Source organism: Streptomyces sp. NPDC048565 (assembly GCF_040650935.1).
Classification (GTDB): domain Bacteria; phylum Actinomycetota; class Actinomycetes; order Streptomycetales; family Streptomycetaceae; genus Streptomyces.
This window is the reverse complement of sequence record NZ_JBEZIH010000002.1, coordinates 311259-330292: the sequence shown is the minus strand read 5'-3', so window position 1 is coordinate 330292 and position 19034 is coordinate 311259. Positions and strand designations below refer to the sequence as shown.

Annotated in this window: 16 protein-coding genes; 6 read left to right on the top strand and 10 right to left on the bottom strand. The window is 71.4% G+C overall.

All coding sequences use genetic code 11. The features are described 5' to 3' along the window. Positions 1-98 precede the first annotated feature (98 nt). Together AB0C75_RS03790 and AB0C75_RS03785 are read right to left on the bottom strand one after the other, a co-directional pair. Positions 99-1436, bottom strand: coding sequence for an LCP family protein (locus AB0C75_RS03790; RefSeq protein ID WP_362886730.1), 1338 nt, complete (start codon positions 1434-1436; stop codon positions 99-101). Next, complete coding sequence (locus AB0C75_RS03785) at positions 1433-3523, bottom strand: bifunctional polysaccharide deacetylase/glycosyltransferase family 2 protein (protein WP_362886728.1); 2091 nt, start codon at positions 3521-3523, stop codon at positions 1433-1435. The genes AB0C75_RS03790 and AB0C75_RS03785 overlap by 4 nt, the downstream gene beginning before the upstream one ends. A gap of 418 nt (positions 3524-3941) precedes the next feature. Between AB0C75_RS03785 and AB0C75_RS03780 the strand changes: the two genes are divergently transcribed. Beyond that, on the top strand, positions 3942-5174 hold the full coding sequence (locus AB0C75_RS03780; RefSeq protein WP_362886726.1) for a metallophosphoesterase: 1233 nt from the start codon (positions 3942-3944) through the stop codon (positions 5172-5174). 93 nt (positions 5175-5267) lie between these two features. On the opposite strand, the gene AB0C75_RS03775 is transcribed toward AB0C75_RS03780, so the two are convergent. Further along, the gene (locus tag AB0C75_RS03775; RefSeq protein ID WP_362886724.1) at positions 5268-6068 is read right to left on the bottom strand and encodes a class I SAM-dependent methyltransferase; all 801 of its coding nucleotides are present in this window, start codon (positions 6066-6068) and stop codon (positions 5268-5270) included. Positions 6069-6269: 201 nt separating this feature from the next. Here AB0C75_RS03775 and AB0C75_RS03770 point away from each other — a divergent pair, with 201 nt between their 5' ends. Both AB0C75_RS03770 and AB0C75_RS03765 read left to right on the top strand, forming a co-directional pair. After that, a complete protein-coding gene (locus AB0C75_RS03770; protein WP_362886722.1) occupies positions 6270-7487 on the top strand; it encodes a sensor histidine kinase in 1218 nt (405 codons plus the stop codon). Continuing rightward, on the top strand, positions 7484-8155 hold the full coding sequence (locus AB0C75_RS03765) for a response regulator transcription factor (RefSeq protein ID WP_362886720.1): 672 nt from the start codon (positions 7484-7486) through the stop codon (positions 8153-8155). Before AB0C75_RS03770 ends, AB0C75_RS03765 begins: the two co-directional genes overlap by 4 nt. 23 nt (positions 8156-8178) lie before the next feature. Here AB0C75_RS03765 and AB0C75_RS03760 read toward each other — a convergent pair whose 3' ends face one another. Continuing rightward, on the bottom strand, positions 8179-8553 hold the full coding sequence (locus AB0C75_RS03760; protein ID WP_362886718.1) for a MerR family transcriptional regulator: 375 nt from the start codon (positions 8551-8553) through the stop codon (positions 8179-8181). A gap of 178 nt (positions 8554-8731) precedes the next feature. Here AB0C75_RS03760 and AB0C75_RS03755 point away from each other — a divergent pair, with 178 nt between their 5' ends. After that, the gene (locus AB0C75_RS03755; RefSeq protein WP_362886716.1) at positions 8732-9691 is read left to right on the top strand and encodes a chlorophyllase; all 960 of its coding nucleotides are present in this window, start codon (positions 8732-8734) and stop codon (positions 9689-9691) included. Between the two features lie 18 nt (positions 9692-9709). On the opposite strand, the gene AB0C75_RS03750 is transcribed toward AB0C75_RS03755, so the two are convergent. The 4 genes from AB0C75_RS03750 to AB0C75_RS03735 form a co-directional block, all read right to left on the bottom strand. Then, the gene (locus AB0C75_RS03750) at positions 9710-10555 is read right to left on the bottom strand and encodes a phosphatase PAP2 family protein (protein ID WP_362886714.1); all 846 of its coding nucleotides are present in this window, start codon (positions 10553-10555) and stop codon (positions 9710-9712) included. Between the two features lie 191 nt (positions 10556-10746). Further along, positions 10747-11703 carry a hypothetical protein gene (locus tag AB0C75_RS03745; protein WP_362886712.1) on the bottom strand — a complete coding sequence of 319 codons (957 nt, stop codon included), beginning with the start codon at positions 11701-11703 and terminating at the stop codon, positions 10747-10749. Then, positions 11700-12041, bottom strand: a complete 342-nt coding sequence (locus tag AB0C75_RS03740) for a PadR family transcriptional regulator (RefSeq protein ID WP_362886710.1) — start codon at positions 12039-12041, stop codon at positions 11700-11702. Before AB0C75_RS03740 ends, AB0C75_RS03745 begins: the two co-directional genes overlap by 4 nt. A gap of 50 nt (positions 12042-12091) precedes the next feature. Continuing rightward, positions 12092-12970 (bottom strand): alpha/beta hydrolase, encoded by an 879-nt coding sequence (locus AB0C75_RS03735; RefSeq protein WP_362886708.1) that lies wholly within the window; start codon positions 12968-12970, stop codon positions 12092-12094. Positions 12971-13080: 110 nt separating this feature from the next. Between AB0C75_RS03735 and AB0C75_RS03730 the strand changes: the two genes are divergently transcribed. Together AB0C75_RS03730 and AB0C75_RS03725 are read left to right on the top strand one after the other, a co-directional pair. After that, positions 13081-13596 (top strand): CGNR zinc finger domain-containing protein, encoded by a 516-nt coding sequence (locus AB0C75_RS03730; protein WP_362886706.1) that lies wholly within the window; start codon positions 13081-13083, stop codon positions 13594-13596. 249 nt (positions 13597-13845) lie between these two features. Next, complete coding sequence (locus tag AB0C75_RS03725; RefSeq protein WP_362886704.1) at positions 13846-14418, top strand: TetR family transcriptional regulator; 573 nt, start codon at positions 13846-13848, stop codon at positions 14416-14418. A gap of 126 nt (positions 14419-14544) precedes the next feature. Here AB0C75_RS03725 and AB0C75_RS03720 read toward each other — a convergent pair whose 3' ends face one another. Both AB0C75_RS03720 and cobN read right to left on the bottom strand, forming a co-directional pair. Then, positions 14545-15294: an IclR family transcriptional regulator C-terminal domain-containing protein gene (locus AB0C75_RS03720; RefSeq protein WP_362886702.1), complete on the bottom strand. Its 750-nt coding sequence runs from the start codon at positions 15292-15294 to the stop codon at positions 14545-14547. Between the two features lie 99 nt (positions 15295-15393). Beyond that, positions 15394-18993 carry a cobaltochelatase subunit CobN gene (gene cobN / locus AB0C75_RS03715; RefSeq protein ID WP_362886700.1) on the bottom strand — a complete coding sequence of 1200 codons (3600 nt, stop codon included), beginning with the start codon at positions 18991-18993 and terminating at the stop codon, positions 15394-15396. Positions 18994-19034 lie beyond the last annotated feature (41 nt).

Sequence of the window (19034 nt, the reverse complement as noted above, 5' to 3'; positions counted from 1 at the left end):
CTTCGTTCGCCACCGCGCCTGCGGCTACCTGTCGGCACAGCATGTAGTCAATTGCTAAATTTCGCAATTCACAGATTCATTGTGCCGCTCGGGCCTCGTCATCCGTCGGCCTTCTCCGGGACCGGCCGGTCCTTCCTGAGCTGCTCGAAGACCTTCCTGGCCCGCCCCCGGTCCACCTCCACCGCGGAGCCGGCCCGGGTCGCCAGGCCTCTGCCGGTCACCGGTATGTTCAGCCGCGCCATGTCCGAGCCGCCGCGCATCATCCGGAACACCGAGGCCAGGTCCTGCGGGTGCGTGTCGTTGTCGACGGTGAGCGCGCCGAGGCCGGTGGAGGCCGCCGAGAAGGCCTTGCGCGGATTGCTCAGCACCTCCGGGGACGCCGCCTTCTCGGCCAGTGCGGCGAGGAACTTCTGCTGGTTCCTGGTCCGGCCGAGATCGCCCTCCTTCTCCTGGTGGCGCTGGCGCACGAAGGCGAGGGCGCCGCGTCCGTCGAGGGTGTGGCAGCCCTCGGTCAGGTCCAGGCCCGACTTGGGGTCCCGTACCGCGTGGTCCAGACACATCGGTACGCCGCCGACCGCGTTCACGATCCCGACGAAACCGCTGAAGCCGATCTCCGCGTAATGGTCGATACGCAGTCCGGTGTTGGCCTCGACCGTGCGGACCAGGAGCGGTGCACCGCCCAGGGAGAAGGCCGCGTTCAGCTTGTTCTTCCTCGCCGGGTGGTGGACCCCGGTGTCGGGGCTGACATAGGCCGGGACGGTCATCCAGGAGTCGCGGGGCAGACTGACCATCGTGGTGCCGTGCGCTCCGGTGTGCAGCAGCATCATGGAGTCGGTGCGCCGGCCCGCGTCGGCCGAGCCACCGGTGTGCAGGGCCTTGCGGTCCTGGGCCGACATCCCCTCCCTGCTGTCGGAGCCGACGATGAGGTAGTTGGTGCCCTTGCCCGGCACCGGGCGGTCCTTGACGGCGCCGAGGTCGATGCCCTTGGTGAGCGCGGAGTCGGCCCAGACGTAGCCGCTGACCGAGACCGCGACCAGCGCCACCACCAGGGTGAGGATCAGGAGGGCGAACTTACGGCCGCGACTGCGCGGCGGCCTCGGCGTGCGCTCGCTGTTGCCGTAACCGCCGGACCTGCCGTCACCGATGGCGTCGCCGACGTCGCCGGCCGGCGCGGGGGCGGCCGGCTCCCGCACCGCGGGCGGTACGGCGGGCGATACCGCCGACGGTACGAAGACGTCGGCAGGCAGGCCGGCGTCGTACAGCCCGTCGTGGGGCGGGGGCGGCGCGGCGTCGGCGGCGTACCGGGGCCCGGGCCCGGGCCCGTCGACGACCCGGCCGGACACCACCCGGGACGGCTCCGCCCCGTGCGCGGCCGCGCCGCGCATCCCGCCGCGCTTCCCACCGCCCCGGAACCGTCGTGGTCTCCTGTGGGTCATCGCGACTCCAGACTCCGGGCCCGCGGCCGGCCGCCGATCTCCTGCGCCGCCGTGCCGGAACGCTGCATCCGCTGCCACTTCAGCCGGGTGCCCGACACGGTGGCCGCCACCGACTGGATCACCACCAGATACATCAACTGCCGGTAGACGACCAGCTGGAACGGCATCGCCCACAGCGACCGCAGACGCTCGCCGTCCAGCTTCAGCGCGTATCCCGCGCAGAACATCTGGGCGGCCAGGAAACCGCCCCAGACGGCCATCGCGTCGGACCCGTCCTGGAAGAGGATCCCGTACAGCGCGTAGACGTCGATCACCGGCGCGAGGAGCGGCAGCGCCATCTGGAACACCAGCAGATAGCTGATCCCGCGGCGGGCGAACCGGCCGGCCGGGCCGAACTCCCGCAGGGCCCCCGCGTGCTTGCGAGCCGCCTGGAGCGTGCCGAAGCACCAGCGGTAGCGCTGGCGCCACAGCTGCCGCAGCGAGGTGGGCACCTCGGTCCAGGCGATCGCGGTCTCCTCGTAGACCACCCGCCAGCCGGCCCGCCACAGCGCCATGGTCAGGTCGGTGTCCTCCGCGAGGGTGTCGGTGCTGACACCGCCGACGCCGAGGGCCGCGTCCCTGCGGAACGCCCCGATCGCGCCCGGCACCGTGATCATGCACTCGAGCACCTCGAACATACGGCGGTCGAGGTTGAAGCCGAAGCAGTACTCCAGATGCTGCCAGCGGCCGAGCAGTCCGCGCCGGTTGCCGACCTTGGTGTTGCCGCTGACCGCGCCGACGGCGGGGTGTGCGAGCGGCTGGATGAGCCGCCGGATCGCATCAGGTTCGAGGACGGTGTCGGCGTCGACCATCACGACGATGTTGTAGCGGGCGTACCGGAGGCCGGTGTTGAGGGCCTCGGCCTTGCCGGCGTTGGCCTGCCGTACGACGTTCAGCCGCGGGTCGCGGACGGATTCGGCGATGGTGGCCGTGCGGTCGCTCGAACCGTCGTCGATCACCACGATCTGCAACTGCCGGTGGGTGGAGGCAAGGAGTGAGCGAAGCGTCGACTCGATGCCCTTCTCCTCGTTGTAGGCAGGCACCAGGACCGTCACCGGGTCGCGGATCTCCCGCAGCCACGGTGAGCCGGGCCGGTACCGCTCCAGGCGCCGCACATGCACCCGGGCGAAGAAGACCAGCATCAGCAGCCGCAGCACACCGAGCCCGCCTGCGACGACGAGCAGCCAGCCCATGATCGTGAGGAACCGGTCACCGGCCCGGACGGACAACAGCAGCGCTTGACCACGCACCTGCTGCCATGGCGTCGCGGTGCGCTCGGAGGCCCCGAGACCGGTGGCCACCGACACGGTGTCGAACTCCTCGACGTCCTTGTCCTTGTTCTTCAACAGCGCCTCGGCCTGCCCGAGGCCGTGCGCGTTCTGCTCGTACTGCCGCAGCACCCCGGTGCCGGCCTTCTTGCTCCACGGGGAGGCCGCGACGACCGTGTACCCGTCGGCTGAGGCGCGCCGCACCGCGGGCCACATGTCGCCGCACAGCGTGGGCACCGAGGTCGTCCGGGGCATCCGCAGCAGGTCGGTGTGGGCACCGGCGGAGCCGGCCAGGGTCGCCTGGGTCAGGGCGAGCTCCAGGCCCGCACGCTGCGAGGAGGCGTCGTCCATCGCGGCACCGGTGTAGGTGCCGGAGCCGATCTCGTGGCCCTCGGCACGGATCTGCCGTACGAGCCCGGGGTACTTGGCCGCGTCCGCTCCGCTCAGGAAGAACGTGGCGTGGGCGTGGTGGCGGCTCAGGAGGTCGAGGACGCGTGGGGTCCACACGGGGTCGGGGCCCCCGTTGAAGGTCAGTGCGACCTTGCCCGCGGGGACCGGCAGCGACACGGCCGTGTCGCCGCGGACCTTCGTCAGCACCGGGCTCGTGGTGTTCACGCCGTCGGGTACGGGCTCGTCGCAGGTCAGCCTGGTCCTTGCGGCGTCGACCTCGTGCTTGGTCCAGCCGTGGAAGACCAGCACCACCGCCACCAGGGCCAGCGAAAGGGCCAGCAGCAGCCAGTGGGCGCGCGGTTCGCGCTTCTGCTTGTGTCGTGCAGCCATCAGGTGGAGACCAGACCACCCGGCCTGCTGGTCGTGCGTATGACCACCCTCGGGGACAGCTCCTTCGCGCGCCTGTTCCTGTTGCTCATGCGCAGCGAGTGTAGTCAGAAATTGATTGGCCTTTGCAAACTACGATCAAATCGGCCCACTTGCGACCAATGCCACCACTTGTTCGGACCTTCTATGGAACTATCCGGATATACAGCTAGATCCATGCTCGATATTCACGCGCCGACCCACACCCACGCACCGTCTGGCAAATCGCTAGATATTCACGATTGCAAATTCTTCGGTTCGCCGACTCGTCGGGAGAGCTCAGCCGGGACGAAAAACGAGACGCTCCCGTTCCGTCGGACACCCCGTGCCGGATGATGGGAACCGATCCGACGGTGTGACAGGCGATATGAGGGGCGGCGCAGTGGCAGACAGCGATTCCATCCGGGCGGAGCCGGACCTTCCGCCGGTCGGGGAGAGCAACGCGGGTCCCAGGCGGTCCCTGCGCGCGCGACTGGGCGGAGCCGTGGTCGTACTCGTCCTCGCGGTGCTGTTCTTCCTGCCTTGGTGGACACTGTTCGGCTCCGGCACCGACTGGCCGCTCCCGGTCTTCCTGGTCGGCACGGTCGTCCTCGCCGCGATGCTGGTCGCCTTCCCCTTCCTGATGGCCGCGGGCCACGGGCGCCGGCGGGCCGACCGGGCGGCTCGCATCGCGGACAGCACCCTCGGGGTGATCTGGGTGCTGTTCACCTGGTCGGCGCTGGGCGGCCTGGTGCACCTCGTGCTGATCGGGCTCGACGCCGGTGGCGCCGACCGGGCCAGGGTCATCGCCGTGGCGGTCGCCGTGGTCTCGGCCGGGCTGCTGGCCTGGGGGCACCACGAGGCCATGCGCGTGCCCCGTGTGAAGCGGCTGGACGTCCACGTCCCGCGGCTCGGTGCCGGCCTGGACGGGACCCGTGTCGTCGTGCTGGCCGACACCCACTACGGGCCGATAGACCGGGCCGACTGGTCGGCTCGGGTCACCGAGGCGGTCAACGAGCTCGACGCGGACGTCGTGATCCACGCCGGCGACATCGCCGATGGCACACCCACCCAGCGCCACGCGCAGTCGGCGCCGCTCGGGACGATCAGGTCGCGGCTGGCGAAGGTCTACGTCACCGGGAACCACGAGTACTTCGGAGAGGCGCAGGGCTGGCTGGACCGCATGGCCGAACTCGGCTGGGAACCGCTGCACAACGCCCATGTCATGGTGGAGCGCGGCGGGGACTCCCTCGTACTCGCGGGAGTGGACGACGTGACGGCGGAGTCCTCCGGTCTGACCGGACACGGCACGAACCTGGTCGGCGCGCTCGCGGGCACGGACCCGGACCGGCCGGTCCTGCTCGTCGCGCACCAGCCGAAGTTCGTCCGGCAGGCAGCTGCCGCCGGCATCGACCTACAGGTGTCAGGGCACACCCACGGCGGCCAGATCTGGCCGTTCAACTTCCTCGTCCGGGTCGACCAGCCGGTGGTGCACGGCCTGAGCCACCACGGGGAGCGGACCCAGCTCTACACCAGCCGGGGCGCCGGCTTCTGGGGGCCGCCCTTCCGGGTCTTCGCACCGAGCGAGATCACCCTGCTCACCCTCCGCTCGGGCGGCGAGGACGACGCGAGCTGAGGGCGCGAGCTGACAGCGCGAGCTCACGGCGTGAGCTGAGGGCCTCGATGCCCGCCGACGGGCCTGCCCGCGGCCGGCCCCGAGGTCCTCGCGTCATCGAGCGTCGCCGTCCGACACGGCAGGGCCATGCGTGACCCTGATCTTGGACTGGCCGTGGGGGAGGTCTTCCCAGTCCTGCATGAAGCGGGCCTGGAGGCCGTGCTTCTCCGCCAGGGCGACGAGCGTCTCGGTGCGGTAGTAGAAGTCCTCCCGCAGGACCTGGTGTTCCTCGCCCTCCGTACGGTCGAAGGTGAAGTCGAACCAGCCGCCCGGTGCCAGCACACGGCCGACATGGGCCAGGCACTCCTCGATGACCGGGAGCGGGGAGTGGGAGAAGACGCTGTGCGCGTGCACCACGTCGAAGTGGGCGTCGGGCAGGAAGCGCAGGGTCAGGTCGTGGACCGGGGTCAGCGTCGGGAGGCGCTTCTGGAGGTCCATGGTGACCACCGTGTCCTGCGCGGCGGAGAGGATGTCGGGCGAGATGTCGAGGCCGTAGTAGTGCCCCGGCTCCAGGTGGCGGATGAACCGCCAGCCCGCCCGCAGGTTGCCGCAGCCGATCTCCAGCATCCGGTGTTCCGGGCGCAGGCCGTGGCCGATCAGATAGTCGAACTGCATCTCCCCCAGCGCGAGCCACCGGTCGTGGCTGGCACTGCCGACCGCCGCCTCCGGATTCGCGCGGGTGTCGGAGCGCATCACCGCGCGGTAGTAGGAGACGTGGTCGGGTGAGCGGTGGCGCAGCCAGGCGTCGCGTGCCGCGCGGGTCAGGTGGCGCGGCACCCGTCCGGGGTGGCGCAGTGCGTACGAGATGCGGTGGCCGAGGGCGGCGCGGTTGGCGTTGAGGTTCTTGGCCGGCATGTGAGTTCTTCCTCCTGGCGGGGTCACTGCAAGCCTCCTTTCCCGGGCGGGTGCCGGGCCGGGCCGTCCGGCTGCGCCGTGGGGGCCGTTCGGGGGACGCCCTTACCAACCGATCGGTGGTTGCCTCAGCGCGTTCGGCACGGTAGAGACGCCGGGAGGCGGCAACGGTCCGCAGGGCGGCGATGTGGGGTGGGCGGGGCGATGGAGCGACACGATCCGGATGGCCGGTGGCTGGGTGTGGTCATGGACGCCGCGTTCTTCCTGTTGCTCGGATCGTCGCTCGTACGTTTCCTGAGCCGGGACCAGGACGGCGCGCGTACCGCGTGGGTCGTCGTGCTGTTCACCGTCTTCTGTCTGGTGTACGTCATCGGCCGGTGGTCGGCACCCGCACCGCGTCCGGGCGCCCGGCCAACCGCCCGGCATCTGGCCTGGCTGGGTGTGGTGTCGAGCGTATGGATCGTCCTGCTCGCGCTCGCTCCGAGCGCCACCTGGTGCGTGATGCCACTGCTGTTCGCCGGGCTGCACACACTGCCCGCACGGATCGGCGTACCGGTCGCCGCAGGGCTGACCGCGCTGATCGTCGCCTCACAACTGCGGACGGTGGAGGGCACGTTCAACCCCAACATGGTGGTCGCGCCCTTCGCGCTCGGCGCGGTGGCCACCGCCGTCCTGGTCCATCTCCAACGCCAGTCGGCCCGCCAGCGCGCACTGATCGACGACTTGGTACGCACCCGCCGTGACCTGGCCGCCACCGAGCGGCGGGCCGGCACACTCGCGGAGCGGCAGCGGCTGTCGGGCGAGATCCACGACACCCTGGCGCAGGGGCTGTCCAGCCAGCAGATGCTGCTCCAGGCGGCCGACCGCGTGTGGCGGGCCGATCCGGTCGCGGCCCGCGAGCACGTACGGGGCGCGGCCGGGATCACCGCGCGGAGCCTCACCGAGGCACGCCGGTTCGTGCACGACCTGGCCCCCGCCGACCTCGCCGAGCACACCCTGGCCGAGGCGCTCGGTGCGCTCGCCGAGCGGGAGAGCGGCCCCGGTCTCGGTGTGGTGTTCCGGCTCGACGGCGTCCCCGGCCCGGTCCCTGAGCGGGTCGACGCGGCGCTCCTGCGCATCGCACAGGGCGCGCTGGCCAACGTGCGCGAGCACTCCGCGGCGACGCGGGCCGCGCTGACCCTGACCTGTGTGGACGACCAGATCTCGCTGGACGTCGCCGACAACGGCCGTGGCTTCGATCCGGGTGCCGTTCAGCCCCCGGCCCCGGGAGCGGACGGGGCCCGCGGGCACGGGCTGCCCGCCATGCGTATCCGGGCACGGCAGTCGGGCGGTGTGCTCACGGTGGAGTCCACGAAGGGCGAGGGCACCGTGGTGTCGGTGGCCGTTACGCTTCACGACGTATCGAGGGAGATCGCACCATGACCGCAGCTCAGCCCCCGGCTACCCCGGCCCCGGAGCCCCGCGCACCGATACGCCTGCTGCTGTGCGACGACCACGCGGTGGTGCGGGCCGGGCTGCGCGCGCTGCTGGCCAGCGCCGACGGCATGGAGGTGGTCGGTGAGGCGGGCAGCGGCGAGGAGGCCCTCGCCGTCGCCGCGCGCGTACGGCCCGACGTGGTGCTGATGGATCTCCAGCTCGGCGACGGCATGGACGGTGTGACGGCCACCCGCCATCTGTCGTCGGGGGGCGGGGACGGGCCGCGCGTGCTGGTGCTGACGATGTTCGACACCGACGCCGACATCACCCGGGCCGTCGAGGCGGGCGCCACCGGCTACATCCTCAAGGCGGAACGCCCCGAGGAGCTGTTCGCGGCGATCCATGACGCGGCCTCCGGCCGCACCGCGCTGTCGGCCCCGGTCGCCGAACGGGTGCTGGCCCAGCTGCGCAGCCCGCGCCCCTCCCTGTCCGAACGCGAGCGGGACATCCTCCAGCAGCTGGCGAGCGGGCTGGGCAACCGGGAGATCGCCCGGGTCCTGTTCATCAGCGAGGCCACGGTCAAGAGCCATCTGGGGCGTATCTACGGCAAGTTGGGCGTGGACACCCGGGCGGGAGCGGTGGCGGTCGCCAAGGAGCAGCGGCTGGTGCCGTGAAGGCGTGAAGGCGTGAAGGCGAGCTACCGGGGCCGACAGTGCCGGCCTGTCCGCCAGTTCGTGGTGGCGGTGCTGATGACGCCGTCCAGCCGTCCCCGCACGCTGACCAGGTCGCCGATCTGCTGGTCGATACGGGCCCGTTCGACCGCGAGCCGGTCGAGCAGCTCCGGGGTCGCCTCGCCGTTCACGACGCAGGGCAGCAGTTCCGAGATCGCCTTGCTCGGCAGCCCTGCGCCGTACAGCTGCTGGATCAGCTGGACACGGTCGACCGCGCTGTCCGGATAGAGCCGCTGGCCGCTGGTGCTGCGTTCCGAGGTGAGCAGCTGCTGTTGCTCGTAGTACCGCAGCGCCCGAACGCTCACACCTGCCTTGGTGGCGAGCTCGCCGATGCGCATCATGCCTCCCGACATCTCCCGGCCGACATCCCCCGGGCCGCACTTCTTGACCCTGACGTCAACGTCAGGTCTTAGCGTAGCCCGTGCAGGCCACGCCCGTCCGGCAGGCCGGAGGGGGAACTCTGTGACCTGCTGGTTCGACGGCCCGGCCCGCCAGGAAACGCGAAAGAAGGCACCCCCAATGACTGCATCGGACGCCACGCCCACGCCCACCTTCACGGACGTGGCCATCACCGCCCCCTCCCCCGTCGTCTCCGTGAAGCCGATCCCGCTGGACGTACCGGGCCGGGGCGAGGCTCTGCGGGTGAGGGTCTCCGCGCCGACCACCGGAAGCGCGCTGCCCGTCGTCCTCCTCTCGCACGGCTTCGGCTCGTCGCTGGACGGATACGGGCCCCTGGCGGACTACTGGGCAGCGCACGGTTTCGTGGTGATCCAGCCCACCCACCTCGACTCCAGGACGGTGGGCCTCCCCCAGGACGACCCCCGTACGCCGCGGATCTGGCGCTCCCGCGTCGAGGACATGACGTACGTCCTGGACCGGCTCGAGCTGCTGGAAGCCGCCGTCCCCGGTCTCGGCGGGCGCGTCGACCACAGCCGCATCGCCGTGGCCGGGCACTCCTTCGGCGGTCAGACGGCGGGCAATCTGCTGGGCCTGCGCGTGCTCGATCCGGTGAGCAGGACGGAGGAGGACCTGTCCGACTCACGCATCACGGCAGGTGTGCTGCTCGCCACGGCAGGAACCGGCGGGGCCGACCTGACCCCGTTCGCAGCCGAGCACTTCCCCTTCATGAACCCGAGCTTCGCCCACATGACCACGCCGGCTCTCGTCGTCGTCGGGGACCGGGACGACTCCCCGCTGTCCACGAGGGGTCCGGCGTGGATGGCCGACCCGTACGTCCTGAGCCCCGGCGACAAGAGTCTGCTCACGCTGTTCGGGGCAGAACACTCGCTCGGTGGGATCACGGGATACGAGGTCCGGGAGACCACGGACGAGAACCCCGAGCGCGTCGCCCTGATCCAGCAGGTCACCCTGGCCTACCTCCGCCATGCTCTCGGCATCGGGAGCGCCGGCTGGACGTCGGCGCGGGAGGCCCTGTCGGGGAGCACCTCCCCCATGGGCCGGATCGAATCCAGGAGCTAGTGCCGCATCGGGCAACGTTCATCCTGTCGGCCGCAGGATGCGCCGGTTCCCGCCCGGAGCCGGCTGGTCAGTCAGTGTGGGGCGTGCGGGGCGCCCGACTGCCGCGTGCCAGACCAGGGCCGCACATATGAAGGCCGCCGCCCCGGAGACCAGTGACCTGGTGAGGGAGTCGTTCCGTGCGCCGGAAGCGAGGGCGACGGCCAGTGCCAGCGTCAGGATGATGGCCGGCAGCGCACGAGGGCTCGACGTGGCGCCGGGCGCGGCGGCCGGCGGCAGCAGCCAGGTCGCGAGGCCGTAACAGGCGCAGGCCAGCAGTGTGGCTCCCAGCACTTCGCTGGGCCGGTGGCCTCCCATGGTCGCGCTGGCGGCGGCGATGCAGGCGAGCCACAGCACACCGGCCGTGGCGACGTAGGGGCGGATACGGGGGGAAACCACGAGGACGGCGGCGAGGGTCAGCGAGGCGGGGATGGCCGTGTGCCCGCTGGGGAAACCCTGATCAAGGAGATTCTCCGGCGCGCCCACCAGATCGGGGCGGGGCAGGATGGTCGATTTGAGCACCTCCTTGCCTCCGGTCGTGAGAATGACGACCCCGAGCGCCGCGCACCCCTGCCGCCAGCACCGCCGCACCAGCGTGAGGACCACGATGACGGCCAGGCCCACCATCAGGGTGGGCTTGGCGCTCAATTCCATCGGCGGCAGGGGCGTCGAGCCGTAGGCCGCTCCTGACAGGGGGTAGATCCATGCTTCTCTGCGCCCCTCTTCACCGAGACCGAACAGGGCGTTCTCGGCTCGTTGCCCCCACGGGGTGCAGATGGCGAGCAGGTAGACCGTCAGAAACCCCAGGGTGTACAGCAGAGTCGGCATCCACGGCCGCGTCGTACGCGACGGGCTGGGGTCGTCGGGGGCCTCCCTTGAGGACCCCGGACGGTGCGCGGACAGGGGCTGAGAATCGTGCTGGGTCATCGCTGTGTTCTTCCGTCGGGGGAGTTCGGTGTCGCACGCCTTCCGGTACGACGTGGGCCGCCGGGCTCGGCCGGCCCACCTGGGGTCCGCGCCTATTCGGCGAGTGCCCGGCCCTGTCGGCGCTGGGCGGCGATCGCCAGGGCGGGGAGGGGGGCGACCAGCAGGACGAGGACCACCAGGTCGGGAAAGGACTGCATGAACCCGTCCGGCCGGACGACGATCGCCTGCATGCGGACGATCGCGAACGCCGCGACGGGGATCAGCCACCGGCGGTCGCCGGTGGCGGCCGTCGCCACCCATGCGGCGATCAGCGCGGCGACTTCGAGGACGAACAAGCCGCGCTGGAACGTCGGGCTGATGGAGATGATGTGCAAGCCCCCAGCCACGAACATGGCAAGCACGACGGGGACCAGCCAGCGGTACGAACGGCGTCGCAGACGGCTGGGACGGCAGAGCGCCAGCACGGCGCACGCGGCGCACAGCGCCCCCGACAGCACCAGGTCACGGGCCGTTATCGGGGCGCCGAGACCGTAGTAGCCCAGGCCCGCCATGCCCTCGTCGCCGAAGAGGGTGCGGCCGTGGGACGTGGCGCCGGCCCAGATCATGGCTGCCGCGGCCGGAAGCGCGATCCACGGTCTGCCGCGCAGCAGGGCGATCAGGCAGCCCAGCGGGAGCAGCCCGTAGGGCAGCAGCCGTATCCGCGTGGGACCTTCGGCCCACGGGTACCAGCCGGAGAAGCGGAAGGTGATGGCGTGCTGTCCGGGGTCGATGTGCAGTGCCCAGTGCCAGACATCCTGCAAGTACGGAACGAGCGCCAGCGCGGCGAGGGCCAGGGCGGCCAGATGGATGCCGTCCAGCCACCACGGCCGGGCCGTGTCGTCGACCACGGCACGGGCGCGGGCCTGCGTCCCGGCGCACAACAGGGCGGCGACTTCCCGCGGCGGGGGCCAGGAGCGGCCCGGATACACCTCGGACAGGCAGGCCAGCAACTCCTCTCCCTGCCGGGAGCGGTAGGGCTCGGGATAGGCCGCGAGCAGCAGACGATTCATGCCGGGGCCGCTCCGGCATCCCGCGAGTGCCCGATGACGACGGCCGCCGCCTGCTGCATCCGCAGCGCCTCCCGGCCGAGCGCCTCGGTGCCGTCCTCGGTGAGCCGGTAGTAGCGCCGCGCCCGCCCGTCCACGATCTCCTCATGGCCGGCGGCCACCAGTCCCGCCCGCTCCATCCGCTCCAGCGCGCCGTAGAGAGTGCCGACAGCGATCCGAAGCCGCCCGTCGGTGGCCCGCTCGGCAGCCTTGATGATGCCGTAACCGTGCAACGGACCTTCCATCAGCGCGGCAAGGATGAAGTACTGCGGTTCAGTCAGGCGCGGACTCTGTCTGGTCATGCATCAAGCATATATCGAGCACCGGTATATATCTGCCAGCGAACGCGCGGTCACCCCTGCGCCGGCGCGGTGGCCGTCAGGAACCCGCGTACGTACCCGGCCACTGTGTCCAAGTGGCTTTCGAGCAGGAAGTGTCCGCCCCCGCGGACCAGGTGGATCTCCGCATCCGGCAGGTCCCTCGCGAAGGCGCGCGCTCCGGCCGGGCCGAAGATCTCGTCGCCCGCGCCCCAGACCGCGAGGAGCGGAACCTGGCGTTCCCTGAAGTAGGCATGCACCCGGGGGTAGAGGGGCGGGTTGCTCGCGTAGTCGCGGAACAGGGCAAGCTGCACCAGGTCGTTGCCCGGCCGGTCGACCTCGCGGTGGTCGGTGGCCCAGGTGTCGGGGTCGACCAGCTCGGGCCGGTCCACTCCGTGCAGATACTGCCAACGGATGGCGTCGAGCGAGAGCGCGGCGCGGACCGCGGGTTCGGTGGCGGGGCCCGGATTCTCGCAGTACGCCCATACGGGCTTCCAGAAATCCGGTACGAAGCCGTCCTCGTAGGCGTTGCCGTTCTGGGTGATCACAGCGGTGACCGCGTCCGGGGCGCGCAGGGCGAGCCGCCAGCCGATGGGTGCGCCGTAGTCCTGGACGTACAGGGCGTAGCGCGTGACGCCGAGCTGGTCCAGCAGGGCCTCGGTGATGCCGGTCAGGGAGTCGAAGGTGTAGGTGAACGCGTCCACGGGCGGGGCGTCGGAGTTGCCGAAGCCGAGGTGGTCGGGGGCAATGACGTGGAATCGGTCCGCCAGCGCCGGAACGAGGTGGCGGAACATGCGTGAGCTGGAGGGGAATCCGTGCAGGAGGACGAGCGTGGGCGCCTCCCGGGGTCCCGCCTCGCGGTAGAAGACGCGGTGTCCCCGCACGGTCGCGTACCGGTGGTTGACCTCAACCATGACTAACTCCCTCAAAGGCATTTGACGGTTATTGCTCGGCGTCCAGTAGATGCCCCCTGGAGTAACCTGTCAAACGATCCGATGCAGTTAGGTGGGAGAAGGTGGGGACCATGCTGGACGACCAGGCCCTGATGCAGGCGCTGAACAGCACTCCTGTCACGGATGGCCGACGCCATGACCTGTGGGCCGACGATCACGAGGTCGCCCGGTGGGCGCGGGAGCACGGGGGAACCGGTGGCGAGGAGGAGCGCCGGTGGCTGCGTACGGCCCGGGACGCGCTCCAGGCAGTGGAGTCGGGTGCCGCGTCGGTGTCGAAGGAGCCCGGTCTGCGTCACGTCCTCGCAGACGTCAACAAGGTCCCCCGGGCCGGCGTCTCGGGCATCGAGTGGCAGCTGGAGGTGGAGCCGGAGCGCAGGCTCGCCGTGGAGCTCGTGCTCGCATGGGCGGACGTCAAGGAGCACATGCCCGGGCGGCTACGGCCGTGCGGGAACCCCGAATGCCGCCTCTTCCTCCTGGACCGCAGTCGCGCCAACACCGCACGGTGGTGCTCGATGAAGACCTGCGGGAACCGGCTCAAGGCCCGCAGACACCAGGCCCGGGTGCGGGAGACCCCGCGGCCCGAGTGACTGCCCGCAGACCCCGGCGGCTCAGGCGGCTCGGGCGGCGCCGGTGGGTGCGTCTGCGCCTGCGCCTGCGCCTGCGTCGAAGTAGCGGCCCTTCTCAAGGCCTTCGAGGAGACCGGGGCCGGTCGGCCGCCGGCCTGAACAGCCGCGCGGCGTCGAGGCGGTGCACGGCCGGCCAGCGGTTGGCGCCGTCGCCGATGCAGCCCGAGGCGGCCCCCAACGGCAGTCACTGCCATCGCGTAGGATCGGCCCATGGGTAGATGGGAGCCGAACGCGCGCGGGCGCCTGGCGGAAGCGGCGCTGGAGCTCTACAGCGAGCGAGGCTTCGAGCAGACCACCGTGGCGGAGATCGCCAAGCGGGCCGGGCTCACCGAGCGGACCTACTTCAGGCACTACGCCGACAAGCGCGAGGTGCTCTTCGGCGGCTCCCAGCTGCAGGATCTGCTGGTCGGGGTGGTCGCCGGTGTGCCGGAGTCCACAGCGCCGATCGACGCGCTGGCGGTGGGCCTGGACGCGCTGTCGGAGATGTTCGACGACCGTCGTGCGTACGCGCGCAAGCGGCAGGCCGTGATCGTGGCGAACGCGGAACTCCAGGAGCGCGAGCTGATCAAGCTCGCTTCGCTGTCGGCCGCCCTTGCCGACACCCTGCGCCGGCGCGGCGTACCGGAGCCGGCCGCGAGCCTGACCGCCGAAGCGGGGATCGCCGTCTTCAAGGTCGGCTTCGAGCGGTGGGTCGCGGCGCCCGACGACCGCTCCATGGCACCGGTGATGCGGGAACTGCTGGACGAGCTCAAGGCCGTGACGGCGGGCTGGAACGGCTCGTAGAGGCCCCGATCGCGGATCACGGCAGGCCGGGCGCGGATCGCGGGAGGCCTCTGCCGTGGATCGCGGGAGGCCCCTGTCGCGGATCGTCGCAGGCACCGCCGTCCCCGACGCACCTGCCGGAGGCGCTCACGCGTCGAAGGAGAGATCCCTGGCCACACGCTCCGCCGACGACAGCAGGCTCTTTCGGACCTGGCTGGTCCGGTACATCCGGTCCGCCCTGAAGGAGACGCCGAGCGAGCCGACCGTGCTGCCCCGGTAGACCGGCACCGCGATGCAGACCGTGCCGAGGTCGTACTCCTCCCGGTCCATGATCATCGGTGCCGGCAGTGACGATTCGAGCTGCCGGATCAGGTCCTGGCGATGTGTGATCGTGTGGGAGGTGAGGTCGGGGAGGGCGTGCCGCGAGAGGTATTCGCCGCGCGCCTCGTCGTCCAGTTCACGCAGGACGCACTTGCCGAGTGCCGTGGCGTGCCCCGCGTCCTCGAATCTCGCCCAGAGGTCGACCCTGGGCGTCTGCCGGCTGTCGACGATCTCGGCGATCCGGATCTCACCCTCCTCGTAGAAGGTGAGATAGGCCGCGGCCGAGAGATCGTCGCGCAGCGAGGCGAGAGCCGGGCGCACCCGGCCGGCCAGGGCCCGCTCGTCGTGGACGCCGTGCGGCACGCCGCCGAGGACGAAACTCCCGTCGTCGAGCCTGCGCAGATGTCCGTCCCGGGTGAGAGCCCGCAGCAGCTCCATGGCCGTGTCGAGAGGCAGCCCCGCGAAGTGCGCCAGCTCGTTCGCGGGTGCGCCGCCCGCGTGCACGGTCACAGCTTCCATCAGACGGATCGCGTGCTGGACGGAAGGAATCCGCGTGTGGCCCGCTCGGTCACCCATCCCACAAGCGTGGACCCGTGGGCGGGACCCGGCAAGGCAGGACCGATGCCCACCGGCGGGGCTCACCGGCCGGGAGCCCTCACCGGCCCGAGCACCGGGTCAGTCCTCGCCCTCCAGGTCACCCTCGGACTCCAGGAACACCTGGCGCAGCGCTTCGAGCACCGCCGGGTCGGGCTTCTCCCACATGCCCCGGGACTCCGCCTCCAGGAGGCGTTCCGCGATGCCGTGGAGAGCCCAGGGGTTGGCCTGCTGGAGGAACTCGCGGTTCGTCGGGTCCAGGACATACGTCTCGGTCAGCTTGTCGTACATCCAGTCCGCGACCACGCCCGTCGTCGCGTCGTACCCGAAGAGGTAGTCGACCGTGGCGGCGAGCTCGAAGGCGCCCTTGTAGCCGTGGCGGCGCATCGCCTCGATCCACTTCGGGTTGACCACCCGGGCGCGGAACACCCGCGACGTCTCCTCGACCAGGGTGCGGGTGCGGACCGTCTCGGGGCGGGTCGAGTCACCGATGTACGCCTCGGGGGCGGTTCCCTTCAGCGCGCGTACGGTCGCGACCATGCCGCCGTGGTACTGGAAGTAGTCGTCGGAGTCCGCGATGTCGTGCTCGCGGGTGTCGGTGTTCTTCGCCGCCACCGCGATCCGCTTGTACGCGGTCTCCATCTCGTCCCGGGCCGGGCGTCCGTCCAGCTCGCGGCCGTAGGCGTAGCCGCCCCACACCGTGTAGACCTCGGCGAGGTCGGCGTCGGTGCGCCAGTCGCGGGAGTCGATGAGCTGGAGCAGCCCGGCGCCGTACGTCCCCGGCCTGGAGCCGAAGATACGGGTGGTGGCGCGCCGCTCGTCGCCGTGTTCGGCCAGGTCGGCCTGGGTGTGGGCGCGTACGAAGTTCCGCTCGGCGGGCTCGTCGAGTGAGGCCGCCAGGCGCACGGCGTCGTCGAGCAGGCCGATGGTGTGCGGGAACGCGTCGCGGAAGAAGCCGGAGATGCGCAGCGTGACGTCGATACGGGGCCGGCCCAGCTCCTCGTACGGGACCGCCTCAAGGCCGGTCACACGGCGGGAGGCGTCGTCCCAGACGGGGCGTACGCCGAGCAGGGCGAACGCCTCCGCGATGTCGTCACCCGCGGTGCGCATCGCGCTGGTACCCCAGAGGGACAGACCGACGGAGGTGGGCCAGTCGCCGTTGTCGGCGCGGTAGCGCTCCAGGAGCGAGTCGGCGAGTGCCTGCCCGGTCTCCCACGCGAGGCGGGAGGGCACGGCCTTCGGGTCGACGGAGTAGAAGTTGCGGCCGGTCGGCAGGACGTTGACCAGGCCGCGGAGCGGGGATCCGGACGGGCCGGCCGGGACGAAGCCGCCGTTCAGCGCGTGGACCGCGTGGTCGAGTTCGTCGGTCGTCGCGGCGAGACGGGGCACGACCTCGCGGGCGGCGAAGTCGAGGATGTCGGCGACGGCCTGCGGGTGTCCCTCGGCCACACCGGCGACGGCTGCCGGGTCCCAGCCGGCGTCGTCCATGGCCTGGACGAGCGCGCGGGCCTGCTCCTCGACCGTGTCGGCCGCGGTGCGGGTGGCAGCCGACTCGTCGAGGCCGAGCGCCTCGCGCAGGCCGGGCAGCGAGGCCGTACCGCCCCAGATCTGCCGGGCGCGCAGCACGGCGAGCACCAGGTTGACGCGGTCCTTGCCGGCCGGAGCCGCGCCCAGGACGTGCAGACCGTCGCGGATCTGGACGTCCTTGATCTCACAGAGCCAGCCGTCGAGATGCATGATGAACTCGTCGAAGCCCTCGTCCTCGGGCCGGCCCTCAAGGCCCAGGTCGTGGTCGAGCTTCGCGGCCTGGATGAGGGTCCAGATCTGCGCACGTACGGCCGGGAGCTTGGCCGGGTCCATGGCGGCGATCTGGGCGTGCTCGTCCAGGAGTTGTTCGAGGCGGGCGATGTCGCCGTAGCTGTCGGCGCGGGCCATCGGCGGCACCAGGTGGTCCACCAGGGTGGCGTGCACGCGGCGCTTGGCCTGGGTGCCCTCGCCGGGGTCGTTGACCAGGAACGGGTAGACGAGCGGGAGGTCGCCCAGCGCGGCGTCGGGGCCGCAGGCGGCGGACAGGCCCGCGTTCTTGCCGGGCAGCCACTCCAGATTGCCGTGCTTGCCTAGGTGGATCATGGCGTCCGCGCCGAAGCCGTTGTCCTCGGCGGACGCGGCGATCCAGCGGTAGGCGGCCAGGTAGTGGTGCGAGGGCGGGAGATCGGGGTCGTGGTAGATCGCGATCGGGTTCTCGCCGAAGCCGCGCGGCGGCTGGATGAGGATCAGCAGATTGCCGCGGCGCAGGGCGGCGAGCACGATGTCGCCCTCAGGGTTACGGGACCGGTCGACGAACATCTCGCCGGGCGCCGGGCCCCAGTGCTCCTCCACTGCCTCACGCAGCTCGGCAGGCAGCGTGGCGAACCAGCGGCGGTAGTCGGCGGCCGGGATACGGACCGGGTTACGCGCCAGCTGCTCCTCGGTCAGCCACTCCTGGTCGTGGCCGCCGGCCTCGATCAGCGCGTAGATCAGCTCGTCGCCGTCGCCGGAGACCAGGCCGGGAATCTCTTCCTCCGGGCCGAAGTCGTAGCCCTCGGCGCGCAGTCGGCGCAGCAGGGCGACGGCGCTGGCGGGGGTGTCGAGGCCGACCGCGTTGCCGATGCGGGAGTGCTTCGTCGGGTACGCGGACAGGACGAGCGCGACCCGCTTCTCGGCGGCGGGGATGTGACGGAGCCTGGCGTGCCGTACGGCGATCCCGGCGACCCGGGCGGCCCGCTCGGGGTCGGCGACGTACGCGGGCAGGCCGTCCTCGTCGATCTCCTTGAAGGAGAACGGCACGGTGATCAGGCGGCCGTCGAACTCGGGCACGGCGATCTGGGTCGCCGCGTCCAGCGGGGAGACACCCTCGTCGTTCTCCTCCCAGGCGGCGCGCGGGCTGGTGAGGCAGAGCGCCTGGAGGACGGGTACGTCGAGGCCGGTGAGGGCGCCCGCGTCCCAGGATTCGTCGTCGCCGCCCGCGGACGCCGTGGCGGGCTTGGTGCCGCCCGCGGCGAGGACGGTGGTCACGATGGCGTCGACGGACCGGAGTTCGTCGATGAGCTCGGGCTCGGGGGTGCGCAGCGAGGCGACGTACAGCGGGAGGGGGCGGGCGCCCGCGTCCTCCACGGCGGTGCAGAGCGCGTCGATGAACGCGGTGTTGCCGCTCATGTGGTGGGCGCGGTAGTAGAGCACCGCGACCGTCGGCCCTGTGACATCGCGGGCGGTCCGCTCCAGCGGGCCCCACGCGGGGGCCGGGGCGGGCGGCTCGAAGCCGTGGCCGGTGAGCAGCACGGTGTCGGAGAGGAAGCGGGCCAGCTGCTCCAGGTTGGCGGGGCCGCCGTGCGCGAGGTAGGCGTGCGCCTCGGCCGCGATACCGATCGGCACGGTGGAGGCGGCCATCAGCTGGGCGTCGGGGGCCTGTTCACCGGTCAGTACGACGACGGGCCGGCCGGTGGCGAGCACCTGGTCGAGGCCGTCCTGCCAGGCGCGTACGCCACCGAGGAGACGTACGACGACGAGGTCGGTGCCGTCCAGGAGCGTCGGAAGGTCATCGGGGCCGAGCCGGGAAGGGTTGGCGTAGCGGTAGCTGACCGGACCCTGGGAGGCGCGGGCGCTCAGCAGGTCGGTGTCGGACGTCGACAGGAGCAGGATCATGCGGCGTCAGCCCTTCCTCGGGGTGTCCACGCCCCGGGCGG

Excerpts from the sequence above, each read along its gene's own strand:
- AB0C75_RS03725 (WP_362886704.1), top strand. The coding sequence starts at position 13,846 with ATGGGTAGATGGGAGCCGAACGCGCGCGGGCGCCTGGCGGAAGCGGCG.
- AB0C75_RS03785 (WP_362886728.1), bottom strand. The coding sequence starts at position 3,523 with ATGGCTGCACGACACAAGCAGAAGCGCGAACCGCGCGCCCACTGGCTG.
- AB0C75_RS03730 (WP_362886706.1), top strand. The coding sequence starts at position 13,081 with ATGCTGGACGACCAGGCCCTGATGCAGGCGCTGAACAGCACTCCTGTC.
- AB0C75_RS03755 (WP_362886716.1), top strand. The coding sequence starts at position 8,732 with ATGACTGCATCGGACGCCACGCCCACGCCCACCTTCACGGACGTGGCC.
- AB0C75_RS03745 (WP_362886712.1), bottom strand. The coding sequence starts at position 11,703 with ATGAATCGTCTGCTGCTCGCGGCCTATCCCGAGCCCTACCGCTCCCGG.
- AB0C75_RS03740 (WP_362886710.1), bottom strand. The coding sequence starts at position 12,041 with ATGACCAGACAGAGTCCGCGCCTGACTGAACCGCAGTACTTCATCCTT.
- AB0C75_RS03735 (WP_362886708.1), bottom strand. The coding sequence starts at position 12,970 with ATGGTTGAGGTCAACCACCGGTACGCGACCGTGCGGGGACACCGCGTC.
- AB0C75_RS03750 (WP_362886714.1), bottom strand. The coding sequence starts at position 10,555 with ATGCCGACTCTGCTGTACACCCTGGGGTTTCTGACGGTCTACCTGCTC.
- AB0C75_RS03760 (WP_362886718.1), bottom strand. The coding sequence starts at position 8,553 with ATGATGCGCATCGGCGAGCTCGCCACCAAGGCAGGTGTGAGCGTTCGG.
- AB0C75_RS03775 (WP_362886724.1), bottom strand. The coding sequence starts at position 6,068 with ATGCCGGCCAAGAACCTCAACGCCAACCGCGCCGCCCTCGGCCACCGC.
- AB0C75_RS03720 (WP_362886702.1), bottom strand. The coding sequence starts at position 15,294 with ATGGGTGACCGAGCGGGCCACACGCGGATTCCTTCCGTCCAGCACGCG.
- AB0C75_RS03770 (WP_362886722.1), top strand. The coding sequence starts at position 6,270 with ATGGAGCGACACGATCCGGATGGCCGGTGGCTGGGTGTGGTCATGGAC.
- AB0C75_RS03765 (WP_362886720.1), top strand. The coding sequence starts at position 7,484 with ATGACCGCAGCTCAGCCCCCGGCTACCCCGGCCCCGGAGCCCCGCGCA.
- cobN (WP_362886700.1), bottom strand. The coding sequence starts at position 18,993 with ATGATCCTGCTCCTGTCGACGTCCGACACCGACCTGCTGAGCGCCCGC.
- AB0C75_RS03790 (WP_362886730.1), bottom strand. The coding sequence starts at position 1,436 with ATGACCCACAGGAGACCACGACGGTTCCGGGGCGGTGGGAAGCGCGGC.